The organism is Nevskia sp. (assembly GCF_023266035.1).
In the GTDB taxonomy this organism is placed as follows: Bacteria; Pseudomonadota; Gammaproteobacteria; order Nevskiales; family Nevskiaceae; genus Nevskia.
Genome location: NZ_JAHFRY010000127.1, coordinates 1 through 13,848 on the forward strand (window position 1 = coordinate 1; position 13,848 = coordinate 13,848).

At 60.6% G+C, this 13,848-nt stretch carries 9 protein-coding genes; 2 read left to right on the forward strand and 7 right to left on the reverse strand.

The window, feature by feature from the left end; genetic code table 11:
* Positions 1-140 precede the first annotated feature (140 nt).
* Positions 141-434, reverse strand: a complete 294-nt coding sequence (locus Q0D45_RS17295) for a hypothetical protein (RefSeq protein ID WP_293395643.1) — start codon at positions 432-434, stop codon at positions 141-143.
* A 3-nt stretch (positions 435-437) separates the two neighbouring features.
* The gene (locus tag Q0D45_RS17300; protein ID WP_293395646.1) at positions 438-1,130 is read right to left on the reverse strand and encodes a protein phosphatase 2C domain-containing protein; all 693 of its coding nucleotides are present in this window, start codon (positions 1,128-1,130) and stop codon (positions 438-440) included.
* A gap of 255 nt (positions 1,131-1,385) precedes the next feature.
* On the opposite strand from Q0D45_RS17300, the gene Q0D45_RS17305 reads away from it, so the two are divergent.
* Together Q0D45_RS17305 and Q0D45_RS17310 are read left to right on the forward strand one after the other, a co-directional pair.
* A complete protein-coding gene (locus Q0D45_RS17305) occupies positions 1,386-1,946 on the forward strand; it encodes a hypothetical protein (protein ID WP_293395649.1) in 561 nt (186 codons plus the stop codon).
* A 44-nt stretch (positions 1,947-1,990) separates the two neighbouring features.
* Entirely contained in the window at positions 1,991-4,024 is a 2,034-nt protein-coding gene (locus Q0D45_RS17310; protein WP_293395652.1) for an alkaline phosphatase, read from the forward strand.
* A 506-nt stretch (positions 4,025-4,530) separates the two neighbouring features.
* Here the strand turns inward: Q0D45_RS17310 and Q0D45_RS17315 are convergent.
* The 5 genes from Q0D45_RS17315 to Q0D45_RS17335 form a co-directional block, all read right to left on the reverse strand.
* Positions 4,531-5,070, reverse strand: coding sequence for a GTPase (locus Q0D45_RS17315; RefSeq protein WP_293395655.1), 540 nt, complete (start codon positions 5,068-5,070; stop codon positions 4,531-4,533).
* Between the two features lie 79 nt (positions 5,071-5,149).
* Entirely contained in the window at positions 5,150-8,500 is a 3,351-nt protein-coding gene (locus tag Q0D45_RS17320) for a Swt1 family HEPN domain-containing protein (RefSeq protein ID WP_293395658.1), read from the reverse strand.
* Between the two features lie 21 nt (positions 8,501-8,521).
* A complete protein-coding gene (locus Q0D45_RS17325; protein WP_293395661.1) occupies positions 8,522-10,258 on the reverse strand; it encodes a protein kinase in 1,737 nt (578 codons plus the stop codon).
* Positions 10,259-10,466: 208 nt separating this feature from the next.
* Positions 10,467-13,361, reverse strand: coding sequence for a DUF1156 domain-containing protein (locus Q0D45_RS17330; RefSeq protein WP_293395664.1), 2,895 nt, complete (start codon positions 13,359-13,361; stop codon positions 10,467-10,469).
* Positions 13,358-13,848: hypothetical protein (locus Q0D45_RS17335; RefSeq protein WP_293395667.1), on the reverse strand; the 491-nt coding region annotated here is incomplete at its 5' end. The genes Q0D45_RS17330 and Q0D45_RS17335, both read right to left, overlap by 4 nt.

Consider the following 13,848-nt stretch of genomic DNA (forward strand, 5'->3'; position numbering starts at 1 on the left):
CTCTATGGCGTACGCCGGGCGCTGGAACTGCTCGCCGATCCAGTCGCCCGTGCCGGCTTGCAGCACAGCGGCATGAATCGCGATTTCACCTGGGCCAGTTCCGCCAGGCAATACCTCGCGCTGTATCGCTGAGAGGCTGACTAGGCCAGCGTGCCGACCAGTACCAGTGCCAGCAGGAAAACCAGCAGCAACACTGCTGCTGCCACCATGCCGCGACGAGGTCGGGTTTTTTCGATCTCCGGCACTACAGATGGCGGCTCGGGGGGAACCGCAAAACCCGGTCCGGCTTTCGAAGCTTCAGCGACCGGTGTCAGGAGCGCCGCCAGCAACTGCCGTCGCTGCAGACGGAACTCGGCCAGGCTCAAGCTGCCCTCGCGCATGCCTTGCGCCAACAGCATCAGGGCTTCGTTGAATTCGACGAACCGAGCTTCCATCGATCAGGCCGGCGCTCGGATCACGATGGCCGACACATTGTCTCGGGCGCCGCGCGACAGGCAGCAGGCGAAGATGTTGTCGATCGCGGCTTCTGCCGAGGACGCCGTGCCGAGCACCTCCGCCAGTTCCTGATCGGACATTTCCTTGTTGACGCCGTCGGTGCACAGCAGCAACTGGGTGTCCGCCTTCAAGGCCACGGCCAGCCAGTCGATCGACAGAACCTGATCGGCACCCACCGCGCGGGTCAGTACGCCAGCCCCAGCCTGCGAAGTCACACCCGGCGGCGGGGCATGCGCGTGATCGACCGTCAGCTGCCGCAACTGGCCGCCCTCATAGCAATAGACGCGGCTATCGCCGACCCAACCGCAGAGACCGATGCCATCGCGAATCAGGGTCAAGGCCACTGTCGAGCCGATCAGGTCGACACGCCGCTGCTGGGCCAGCAGACGCAGTTCTTCATGCACGGCCAGCAAGCTGTCGTCGATCGCATCGATGGCATCCGGTGCCGACAAGCCGACCTCGATCGCCGCCAGCCGCTCGGCGATCAGCGTGCTGGCGACATCACCGGCCGAGTGCCCACCGAGGCCATCGGCAACGACCCAGAGCCGGGCGTCGTCGCGGCTCAGGATGGCGTCTTCGTTACGTTTGCGAACCTTGCCGAGATCGGTGCGGCCTGCCGACTGGAAAACACTCATGTGCGCACCGCCACTGAGGAATATGGCAACTATCGTACAGCGGGCCTGCTTCGTGAATGGCCGATGTCGACTGGCAATTGCCGACAAACTGATTGGCGTCCCCACAAAAAAAGCCGGCAACTGTGAGTCGCAGCCGCTGGGGCCGCGCGTGGGTGAAGGAAATGTCATTGCCCGGTAATCCAGTGGGGCTAGCGTGCCTTCGTCCGATCTATGGATCGGCGGCTGTCAACCTGCCCACATTCCAGGAATATCCCCTTGCCAGCAGACTCCGGCATCCCCTTCCCGGCACTCCTGAAAACCCTCGGCATCAGCGCTCTGCTGCTCGGTGCCGGTGGCTGTTCGATGGCGCCACCGCAGCCCGCCGCACTCCCGAAAGCACCTGTGGCCGCACCGGCCACCGCGCTGTCGCTGACCGAGCTGTATCGGCTGCCGGTGGGGCCGTATGGCCTGGAGCCGACTGAAAAGCTGCTCTCGCTCGATCATCAGCGGGTCCGCATCCAGGGCTACATGGTCCGCCAGGACGAGCCTTATGAAGGCTTGTTCCTGCTGGCCTCGCAGCCGGTCAATCTGGCTGAACGGGCCGATGGCGGCGCCGACGATCTGCCGCCGGGCACGGTGTTCGTGCACCTGCCCAGCGGCGACGCCAGTGAAATCCCGGCCTACCGTCCCGGCCCGATCGCGGTGATCGGCATGCTGGATCTCGGCGCCCGTCAGGAAAGCTTCGATCGCATTTCCTATGTGCGGCTGCAGCTGGACGCGCTGGCCATCGACATCCCGTCCAGCCCCTTGGCCAGCGCAGCAGCCAGTCAGCGCTGATCCCTTTCGCAACGTCTCGAAGTTCTTCCGTCAGGAGCCTTGCCATGCAAACTCGCAGTTATCTGTCCACCGCCGGCTTGCTGGCAGTTGCCACCACGGCCTTGTTCTCGACCAACGTCCAGGCGCTGAGTGTCTCTCGGCTGACCCCGCCCAGCGAGCTGTTCCGCACCAACGGCGTCAGCAGCGCGCCGATCATTGCCCGCTTCATTCCCGGCCAGCGCTTCGATCTGCAGGCCACCGTGCAGCCGGACGCCGGCCAGACAATCAGCAGCGTCAGTTTCAGCGTCGATGGCGTACCGGTGCCCGGCAGCGTCAGCCTGGTCACCACCGGTCTGGTGCCCACGGTGGCGCCGAATTCGGCGGTCGCCTCGCGGCGCGCCTATTCGCTGAGCACGCCCGGCGTGCACACGCTCACGGTCAGCGCGCTGCAGAGCAACGGCAGCAGCGTCAGCCGCAGCGGCAACTTCGAGATCATCGGCATTCCTGCGCCGGGCAGCATCGCACCGGTCAAGAACATCATCTTCATGCTCGGTGACGGCATGGGTGCCGGTCATCGTTCGGCGGCGCGCATCGTCCAGGGCGGCATCTCCCAGGGCAAGTCGATCACGCCGCTGGCGATGGATACCTTTCCGTACAGCGCCAGCATCATGACTGCCTCGCTGAACTCGATCGTCACCGACTCCGCCCCCGGTATGTCCAACTACGTCACCGGCAACAAGGCGCAGAACAACCAGGAAGGCGTCTTCCCGGATGACACCACGGCGGCCTTCGACAATCCGCGTATCGAATATCTGTCGGAATACCTGCACCGGGTGCGCGGCACCCGTACCGGCATCGTCACCACCGCCGATGTGTTCGACGCCACGCCGGCCGCCAACGCCGTGCACACCCAGGCGCGCGGCAACGGCACCGGCATCGTCGACCAGTTCCTCGATGAACGCGCCAGCAACGGCCTGTACGTGCTGATGGGCGGCGGCCGCAAGTGGTTCCTGCCCAACCCATCGAACTGCGCCGGCAGCGAACCCTGCGGCAATGCCACCGGCTTCAACGGTTCGCAGCGCGGCAACAGCACCGACTACGTGCTGCCGGCCGATCTGGTCTCCGCCTATGGCATCGCTCCCGGCGTGCTCGATCCGGCGCGCAACCTGATCGCCGACTTCCAGGCCGCCGGCTTCAGCTACGCGCCGAACAACAGCGCGCTGCTCAACGTGCCGAACAACCAGCCACTGCTCGGCCTGTTCGCGCTGTCGAACATGAATGTGGCGCTGGACAAGCTCGGCAAGCGCCGCGGCACCTCGACGGTGGTCGACGATTTCGGTTTCCCCGACCAGCCGCTGCTGCCGGACATGACCCGCAAGGCTCTCGAGGTGCTCGACCACGGCAACCGCAACGGCTTCTTCCTGATGGTGGAAGGCGCGTCGATCGACAAGCAGTCGCACAACATGGATTCCGAGCGCGCGATCATGGACACCATCGAGTTCGACAAGGCCATCGCGGTGGCGCAGGCCTTCGCGGCGCGCGACAAGAACACCTTGGTGATCGTCACCGCCGACCACGAAAACGGCGGCTTCTCGGTGATCGGCGGCTCCACCGTCAGCAGTGCTGATCTCGACAGCCGCGCCAATTCCGGCGCCGGCACCGGTGCTGCCGGCCCGCGCGGCAGCGGCCCGGCCGGCAATGTCGTCGGCACCTACGATGCCGCCGGCTTCCCGCGCTACACGCAGGCTGCCGATGGCTATCCGCAGTCGATGGATCCGGACTTCAAGCTGCTGATCGGCTATGCCGCGAATGCCGATCGCTATGAGGACTGGCTGACCAATCCGCTGCCGCTGCGCGACAGCCAGCAGCCGGGCAACAACACAGCCCCGCTGAACAGCCATCCGGCCAGCCCGCTGAACCGCGATGTACTCGGTGGCTTCCTGGTCACCGGCCAGGTGTCCGACGCCGTCGCCGCGCACACAGGCAACGACATTCCGCTGTCCGCATTCGGCCGCGGCTCGCAGTTCATCCACGGCACGCTGGACAACACAGACGTGTTCTTCGTGATGGCTGCGGTCGCGGGTCTCGGCGGCCGCTGAGACATCCACGCTGACAGCTGCATCGACTCGGGCGGAACGGCCGCATGGCCGTTCCGCCTTTTTGTTGGCCGCTGTTCGATGCAACCATCGCGGAAGAATGCAGAGTGCACAGCGACTGCAGAAAAAGAAAAAGCGCCTAGCGAGTTCATCGCTAAGCGCTTTCCTTTACTGGCTGAGACTAGGAATCGAAAATGACTTTTAAGTATATGTATATATATGATTTAGTAAACTAAGAAAATAAATTGCTACCATTTTTGCTACCGTATTCTTCTGTGCTTGCGCTCGCGTAGACACCTAGACGATCAAGCGCATACATCGCCGACAGGTCCGATTCGTGGTTCGCTTTTACGCTGGCCCTTCTCCGGAGCATGCTCGGTCGCCGACCGCCGGATATTGCAGGGCTGCCACGACTTCGTCGGCATCAACCTTTCCGGCCCGCAGATCCCGCTCGAATCGCCGGATGTAGGGCTTGATGCCAGCCCCAAATATCTCTACCAGGTGGCGGATCAGGTCGCGAATGTCCTGGCCTGCGACTTGCGCTCATGAACTTGGCCACTTTTGCCGGCGGCCAAGATGCGGCGAATGCGAATGACGCGCTGCATGTCCGCATCATCAAGACGGGCGTCCCATTTGGGCTCCATGCTGCAGGCAAAACGCAGCGCATCAACCAAGTACTCCAGCGGCTGTTCCGCGAATTGCTTGCCGCAGACGATGTTGCGCGCCTGCTTGATCAGCCCTTCGAGGTTATCGCTGGGTGCGTCGCCCTCGTCAGCAGAAGCAAGCTCAGGCGCATCGAAAAGAACCTCGGTCGCCTGCGCCGTCAGCGGCCCAATACCACCCGCAGGCAGCACCTGCGCCTCATCGGCCGCCAGTGCATTCAGCAGAGTGCTCTTGCCGACACCAGAATTGCCGAGAAAGCAGACCGTGATGTGATCGGGACGAGCGATGAGTCGTTGCAAGCGTTCGTAATCGCTTTGCAGGGACGGCAACTTTTCGGGCGCATGGGCAGACAAGAAGGGCTTGGCCTGCTGGTCGAACCAGTTCAACACTGATGCTTCAGGGCGCGGAGTCATCAACAAACCTCTATCAGGCAAACGATGAACGGCATGGAAATCAAGAGATCGATCACTCGACCTCGAAACCATGGCTGCTGAACTTGAGCGTCCTGCTGTTCTCGGTGACCGTCCGCACGATGTTGTCCGGCACGCCGGCCGGGATCTCGGCCTGCACTTCGATCGTCACCGTGACCGTGGCACCCACCAGCCCCGATAGATGAGCGATCACCTCGTCCGCGATCCGGCTGGCATCACGGCCTACACGCGTTGCGTCCAAGATCGCCGTGCCATGGAATCGTTTGGGCTTGGCCGTCACCTGCGGACCAGGCGGTACGACCGTTGGCTCGGTGTTGCCACCTGAAATACCGGCGGGTGTCGCCGACACTAAGGTCGGATCGCCTTGTGCCGCAGCAGCCGCGCGATCGATCGCTATCTGCCGGCTTGCTACCTCAGGCTTCACCAGCAGATCCGTGGCGAACGCATCGACCAACGTCATGGGGACCCCTGCCCTCAAACCTCGGTAACGTTGCGCATTCTCGTCAAAACTGTCGGCAAGGCCGAAGCCATCGCTGTGCCAAGTCAGCAGACCGACGCCGTCACTAATTGCCTTCAGCAGCACAGACGAATCCTTGAGCCGCGGCAGGTACAGATAGCTGGCGAAGTCCTCGGCCAGCTGCTTGATCGCCACATGCTGTTGATGATCTGCGCGCCACAGCGGTATCCGGTCAAGCTCCATCTTCAGGCGAGTTGGCGCAAAACTAGTCAGATACAACTCATCACTACGCAGCTTCTTGCTCGCTCGTACCGCCAGCGGATCCGTGCCGGAAAGGCGCATCGCCTCCCAGGTCATCGCCACGTGCGGCGTGGCTTGCACCGGCACCAGCAACCACTGGTAGGTCTCAGGCAGACGCGCGGTCACAGCGCCATCGGCGGCCGTCTTCTGGGTCTCCGCCTGCTTGACCTGAAACGGCGTCAGGTTGAGGTTCGTCTGTTCGGTCAGGATCGACTGCCACGCGAGAAACTTGCGGGCGGCATCTTCGAGGTCCTGCAGGCGCGTTTTGTCCGCGGCCAGGAACACCAGGGTATTGCGATGGGTGCGCGGCGCATTGCCTCGCGATTCAAGAATTGCCTTTGCTTCCGTTTCGGCGGCGCTGTTGGTCTCCTTCGAATACGGATACGCCACCCCGAGTACCACCAGCCGCGCGTCCAGATCATCAGGCACATCGACACTGCCCTGCACCATCGGATGAACTCGATTGAAGTCTCCAAGATTCGTCAGATTCCTTCGCAGGCGCTGTTCCAGCTCATGCACCACCTTGCCCGGTTCACGCTTGAACTGCTCCGCACGATCGTCGGCAAGCTTGGTCACCGTCGGCAGGGTGGAATACCAATAATTCGGACCGTCCTGATATAGGTAAGTGGCGGCACCGGCCATGCGCCGTAACGCATCGCCGAACACCGCCGGAGATTCTCCCGGCATGACGCAACCCAGCTTCACTCGCCTGTCCTCGATGCCCTTGTGGGCCGCAGCAGCGGTTGGTGCAGAGCCCATGTAAATGGTGCGCGCCACGCGTCGGCAGGCCGCGAACTTGCCGAGGTTCGGCAACTCGTTATCGAGCTTCAGTGGCAGGGAATTCGGACCATCGACATCCTTCTCGATCACCGGTACCCAGTTGTCCGACAGGTAGCGCGTCAGTTCAGACTGCACGCGGGCATCGTCGATCGAGATGTTGCCGGGCATGATCAGCGGATTGCGGTCGCCCTTCTCCCAGAGGCTGTGGATCACCGCAGCCATCAGGCGCAGCACGCCGCGAGTGCGCTGGAATTTCACCAGGGTCGACCAGTCGGTGTAGAGCCGGTCGAACACCTCGGGATGGATCGGATAGGCCGCCTTGATGCGCTTCTCGTAGTCGGCTTCGCGGCACTCGGCCGGGAACTCCGCCTGTTGCGTGCGGTAGAAATCGGCAAAGGCCCGCGCCACCACATCGCGATCCTTGAACTGCGCGGCATCGATCAGCGGCTGGAACAAGCGTCGACGCACGATCTCGAAACCTTCCTCGGCGCTCGCCGGCCGCCAGGCGGACTCCACACGCCCGACGACATTGCGCAAGCGATCCAGCGCCTCGCGGCCGCGAGTACCGCCCACTTCCACATCATCTGCCTGCGTGTGTGGCGCGCCAGTGGTATCCGATGCCGGAAGACTGATCACCAGCAGGCAGTGCTTCGCCAGCTTGGCCGACTCGGTCAGGACCTGAGCAAAGGTGAACTGGGTTTCGAAGCCACCGCCGCGCAGATCGCTCTGGTCGTGCAGCTGGCGCGCGTAGGCCACCCACTCGTCGACCAGGATCAGGCAAGGACCGTATTCGTTGAACAGCTCGCGCAGCACATCGCCGGGGCTGGTGGCTTTCTCGTCATCGGCCCGCAGGCGCGAGTAAGCCGCCTTGCCTCCCAGCTGCCAGGCCAGCTCACCCCACAACGTGTAGACCTTGGTGCCATCGGGCTTGATCGACGGGGTTTCAGGCGAAATCTTGTTGCCGACCAGCACCACACGCCGCGCGGTCGGCAAGTGCGTGGCGCCGGCTTCCTGCATCACGGCATCGATGCCCGGCAGTTCCGTGGTCGCTGCCCCGGAGAACAGGTGATACAGCGCCAGCATCGAGTGCGTCTTGCCGCCACCGAAGTTGGTCTGGAGTTGCACCACCGGATCGCCGCCACCGGCGACAAGTCGACGCACTGCGCCAACCAGCATGCCGCGCAGGCTTTCGGTCAGGTAGGTCCGGCGGAAGAACTCGACCGGGTTCTTGTATTCCGGCGATCCCTCGCCAAGATGCACCTGCCACAGATCAGCCGCAAACTCGGCCTGCTGATAGCGGCCACTGGCCACGTCCTCATGCGGCATCACCACATCGCGCCATGGCTTCAAGGTACCGGTGGCCGCGCTCTCAATGGCCGTGCTGGAAGATTTACGCTTCTCGCCGCGTGCCTGCTCGTCAAAGCGCACCCGCAGTAGCTCCATCTTCAGCTTCTCGACCTCATCCGCCTGCGGCGCTGACACCGCCGACAGCAGCCGCCCCGCCGAATCCAGCGCGCGATAGGCATCGTCGCCGGTGATCGGCGACTGGTGCGCCCATTTGTTGCGCCAGTCGCGAATCTCCGACACCAGGCTGCGTTCCGAGTGGCCAAGAATCCTGCGGAATACCTCGTTCCAGGTTTCCCACATCAGCTTCAGCAGGGCCGCCGCGTCGTATTCTTCGATGCCCTTGCTGGCCAGATTCGGATCATCGAGAAAGCCCCTGACGTTCTGCACCGACAAGGTCTTCGCAGCAATCGCTGCGGTGACTTCACGCTTGACGAAGGGTCCCAGTCCCGCCTTGAGCAGTTCCAGCGCCTTGCCGACGCGTTCATGATTGGTGATGGCCATAATTGTGTTCCGTTGATTGCTTCAAACAAGAAGATTGCTTTGGGCAGCGATCTCGACCGAGACGCGCCCCATCAAAAGCTTGTGCACGCCATCCAGATGGATGCGACCACTGACCCGGTCTTCACCAAGCCGCGTACCAAAATTTCCGCCCAGATCGTGCAGCCAGACATCATTGGCGAAATTGACGATCACGGCATGCCGTCGGCTCACTGATGGCGACGCGAGCACGACGTCGTTCGATGCGAGCTTGCCGATCGAGATCACCGGTGCTGCGGACTCGAATGCACTGCCATCCGGCATTCGAACGGCCAGCGTATTGAGCTTGGCACTGCTGCGGCCCAGGCCCCAGCCGTATTCCTGGAACAGCAGCTTGTCGCGCAGGAACGGCGGCCCATCGGCCTGCCAGCTGCTGGGCGACTCGCGCGCCACAGTCAGATTGAAAACGATGAAGGGGCTGACGATCTCCGTTGCATCGATATCGGCAAGCTCGCGTGCGCTGTATCCGTCGTTCAGCAGGCGGCAGACGAAGCGATTGTTCCGGAAGCACTCGTTTGCCGAGGACACGCGCATCACCATCTGCGCCAGCTTCTCCCCCGCTTCATAACGGCCAGACAGAAAGAAGCAGCGCAGCAGCAGATTCCAAGCTTCGAAATCGGAGGCATTGCGATCGAGATGGTCGCCCAGCAGCGAGATCGCCGTCGGCAGGTTCCCCTCCTCCAGGTTCAGCCAGCCCAGTTCCTTCTGGACATGCATGCGCGGATTGATGCCCAAAGCACGGCTCAGGTATTCACGCGCCTGCCGGGTACGGCGCACCATCAAATGACAACGACCGGCCACCACCAGCGCCATCGTTGATTCGGGACAGACACGCAGCGCATGGCTGGCCAGATTCTCCGCTGCCTTCCACTTCTTCTTCAGCAACTGCGCTTCCGCTTTCTCGGCCAGCGCATGCGCCTTGATGCGCTTGCCATCGAACACGTAGGGCACATGCTTTGCGGCAATCGCTTCGGCGAAATCTGCCATCTTCTGGAAACGCAGTTCCGGCGTCGGATGGCTGGCGCGCAGCAGGATGTCCTGCACCCAGCGCGGCAGATCGCGCGGCACGAAGTCATGGGCGATCCGGCGCTTCAGCGAATCGGCCGGCGACAGGCCTTCGAATGGATGCTCGCCACTCAGCATCTCGATCAGGGTCAGCGCCAGCGCATAGATATCGACGCGCGGATCGGTGCGCGTCACCGCTTCGCCCAGCAGCATTTCCGGCGCCATGTAGCGGCGCGTGCCGCCATCGCGATTGGCCACGCCGAAATCCCCGAGCTTGATCCCGCCGTCCTGTGAAAACAGGATGTTTGCCGGCTTGATGTCGTGATGGACGATGCCCTTGTCGTGGACAAAGGCCATCGCTTCGAACAGCACAGCCGCCCAGCGGAACACCTCGTCCTGCGTAACCGGGCCTGCCGCATCCAGCCGATCATGCAGGCTGCCGCCGGCACAGAACTCCATCACCAGCACCAGCCGGTCACCGTGCTGGAAGTGATGATGAAAGCCGACGATCGCCGGGTGGTTGAACTTGGCCAGGGTGCGCATTTCCCAGATCAGATCGCCGTGATCGCCAGCCGACTTGGCTGACAGCACCTTCAACGCAAGCTGTCGGCCCGGGATCGCGACATCCTCGGCGAGAAACACCTCGCCGAAGCCGCCACTGCCCAGCCGGCCGACGACGAGATACTTGCCGTCGAGCTTGTTGCCGATCGCGATCACGGGAACGTCTTGGAAACAGCCGCGAAAGCCCTCTCCCCCCGGGAGAGCGCTTTGGCCGGCCAGGACTGACACAACGTCAGTCCTGGCTTTGCCAAACGCGGGTGAGGGTCTCTCAATCGGAGGAAGCGGCCAGCCCAACAGCCCCTCATCCCTGCCCTTCTCCCGAGGGGAGAAGGGTTGGTCCCTGTTCCGAGCATTTGACAGATTCTCAGATCAGAGCAGCCTGCTGCGGATCAACAGGCTTGGCCGCACTGTCAGCCGCCAATCGGGTGATCTCCGGCCAGCTCTGCACCAGGCCGTTGTAGGCCATGGCTTCAGTCGCGCGCTTCTTGCGCTCGCAGAGCGTGTAGAGGCGATAGCAAAGCTCACGGGCGGTTTCGGCCTTGGCGCCGAGCTTGGCGGCCAGGGTGGCCGCAGCGCCTTCGCCGCCGGCTTCGAGCACACGGATCAGGTGATGGACCATCTCCCAGACGGTCAGACGGTTATCGGTGCTCGGGTCCCAGTCGGCCGGCAGTTCGGCGGGCTTGAACAGCCGCACGTGGCCGGACTTCGACAGCAGGATGCCGGCCTCGACCAGACCGGACACGCTGGTGTTCTTGGACTTCGACAACTGCTCCGCCACGCCGTAGTCGCCATCGGCAAAGCCGTGCTGCTCGAACCAGGTCAGCGCCCAGCGGGTATCGGCATCGAAATCACCTTCCTGCTCGGCCAGGGCTTCATCGAGTGTGCGGTTGATCAGAGCCAGTGCCGCGCGAACCGACAGCGGCTTGCCTTCGGCATCAAGCACCTTGGCATATCGCGTGTACACCGCCATGCCGGGCCCTATAGCCGCCTGCGCCAAGTCGACGGGTGCGATGTTGCCAGCTTGCAGGAGCACCAGCGCCTTCGGCAGCTCGGCCTTGAGCGCAGCAACGAACTCCCCGCGTGTGGCCATCGGCGCCAAAGCCGAGCGCGGGCGACAGACGAGAACGATACTGGAAGCCAGAGCGTTCGTTCCAGATGCAATCATGCGCCCGGCTCCTTCGGTACGCACAGGCCATGTACCGGTAATTGCAAAACCGGCACAAACAACTGCATCGAGGAACGTATCCCATCCCGTGTTAGTAGTTCCATCGTTTTCGTCGCTCTCAGACTGCTTGAATGCGTAATAGATGGTTACCGGAAAAGCAGGGTGGGATTGCTCAGCCAACCGATGCATTGCCTTCGTCATTCCATTTAGGAAGAACGCCTCAGCTTCTTCTTTACCCCCGTGACGCTGTGGAGTAGCGACAAGCTCGTCTAATTTGGGAACTGCAACCGTAGAAAATAGATCTGGGAATATGGATATAAGTGATCGGCGCAGCCAGACATAAAAATAGTCAGATAGATCTGCGTAACTTATGTTGTCGTAATAAGGCGGGTCGGTGCTAAATACAAAAACTTTCCCTCCAGACAATTGAGATTGCGCGTCACACTGGGATGCATGTCCGTTGACAAATGGAGTCGCGCAATCTAAATAGTTGGCAACAGAATTTATACACGTTGAAATGTCGCCACTTGATTTCCCAAGTGGATTACATTCTGCAAAATCCCAAGTCATCGCAAGGACTTGGCGTGGCATGCAATCCCTAAGCGCATTGTCCTTAGGGAGCCATGACGTCAAACTAGATCCGTAATAAACCATCCGATCTAACACGCAGGCTAAGTAAGTACAAATTGCATCGGCGTAGGCGCTAGCGCCTTTGCCATCGACGTTTAGCCCTTTATTGTCATCAACCATGTTGACGCACAACGCATTTTGCTTTACTTGCGCATGCGCCTCTCTCACCAAATCAGAGAATATCGTCAGTGCGGTCAACTGGCGATCGGTAAAAATATCTCCTAAATTATTCATGCCATACACCGGCGGCTTAAAATCACGATGCTTCTTTGGCATTTCACAATCCGGCTTCCAGGTTGACTTTGCTGCGCGAGCCAAAGCTTCCATTTCTGGAGTCGGAGATAGGAATATACGTCCACGGTCGCCTTCGGCCACCATCGTCATAAGGCGCTCTCCCATGCGCCCAGCTTTCGCCTCGGAACGAATATACTCATAGCCGATTGGGACCTTTGATATAAGGCATGTAAACGCCTTACGTTTGCCAGCCGAAGTGCCGTTCTTGGCGGATGAAGAATCCTTTGGAGCCCCATTTTCTACTGTGAATTCGTAATTATTTCCATCAATCACCGGCTTGACGTATGCCTCTTTTCCCACTTTTGTGGAAAGCATAAAAGTCGTAGCAAGGGGAACATCTACATCTGAGAATGCTGGATTAGGGCTCTTTACGGTGCGCGCCCAAAGCCATGCAATAACAGTCAGCTTGAGCCCGATATACTTCTTTAGATCCGGCCTTACTGAAGCCATGGCTTCAGTAATTTCAATTTTTGGGTAGAGATGGCCAATGCGTTTCTCAGCTTCTGTGCGCATCCACTGCCCGTAGTAACGGACATCCTCCGCCAATCCTTGCGCACCCTGCCACAAGATCATTGCTTTTTCGCCATCTTGTTTCTGCTGCCATGCCGGATTGATCGGTGGCTTATCAGAGAAACTTGTTGGAATTTCAATCATTGCCTTGTTTATAAGAACGGCAACCGGGTTGAGATCGGTCGCGTAACTTTCTAGCCCAAGCCATTGGGCCGAAAGCGGCAAGCTGCCACTTCCAGCAAATGGATCGCAGAATAGGGGCAATCTGTTTCGGTCAAATAGTTCTTTTGCCTTAGGGTGGCCGGCAAAATCTGCGCATGCTCGCCGCCAGCTTTTCCAAATTTCTGCTTGGGCTTTGTCAATTACTACTTTGTTGCTTGTGTTATCCCATTGAATCAAATCCTCTATTATTCCAAATAGGCGTTGCCGCTCGATTTGTTGTTTTTCTTCGGTTGGGAACAAGTCTGGCAAGCTAGAGGGATCATCTACCATTTGCGCAAAAATCACTGCCCGTGCTGCCGCAAGCGGTCGTTGCGCCCACCACTTGTGAAACGATGTAGGCCAGCCTTTGGGTGCCTTCTGTTTGCGATGGAGCGATTCCTTGTTGATCGCTTCCAGCGGCAGCGCGACTTCGATCAGCTTCTTGCGGGTTACCGTCATTTCAAATGTTCTCTTCTGGATTGCTGCGCCGAGAGGATCAGTTCGCTCTCGTGCTTGATCGGGTCTGCATCGATCAGTACGTGGTACAGCTGGTAGCCCTTGCGTCGGATTTCCTCGACGATCTGCTCGACGAGCAGTTCAAGGTCGTCAGCCAGCGTTATGGCCTGCTTCGAGGTTCGGGCAGGCCACTGGCGAAACAGCGTTGGTGTGGCATCGAGTACATATTCCAGACCCGTAGCCGTGTGATCTTTCAAGTTTTCCTGAAGCTCCGCGTAGTCAATCTTCTTCTGGGCGTAGGCCTCGATCCAGGCAATGCCTTCGTCGAGACTGTTGCCCACTTCGCGGAGATGGTCCCGCACAGGGGCAAAGCTGTTGCCTTTGCCGAACAGCTTTTCGTAGAGCTTCAACTCCCGCTTGAACCAGCTGATGGCGATGACATAGCTGCGCAGTTCAAGCGAAATCTGCTCCGGCTGGTCGGCGAGATCGA

Bases quoted from the DNA above. Each gene is read 5' to 3' on its own strand.
- Q0D45_RS17295 (WP_293395643.1), bottom strand. From the start codon at position 434: ATGGAAGCTCGGTTCGTCGAATTCAACGAAGCCCTGATGCTGTTGGCG.
- Q0D45_RS17300 (WP_293395646.1), bottom strand. From the start codon at position 1,130: ATGAGTGTTTTCCAGTCGGCAGGCCGCACCGATCTCGGCAAGGTTCGC.
- Q0D45_RS17310 (WP_293395652.1), top strand. From the start codon at position 1,991: ATGCAAACTCGCAGTTATCTGTCCACCGCCGGCTTGCTGGCAGTTGCC.
- Q0D45_RS17320 (WP_293395658.1), bottom strand. From the start codon at position 8,500: ATGGCCATCACCAATCATGAACGCGTCGGCAAGGCGCTGGAACTGCTC.
- Q0D45_RS17330 (WP_293395664.1), bottom strand. From the start codon at position 13,361: ATGACGGTAACCCGCAAGAAGCTGATCGAAGTCGCGCTGCCGCTGGAA.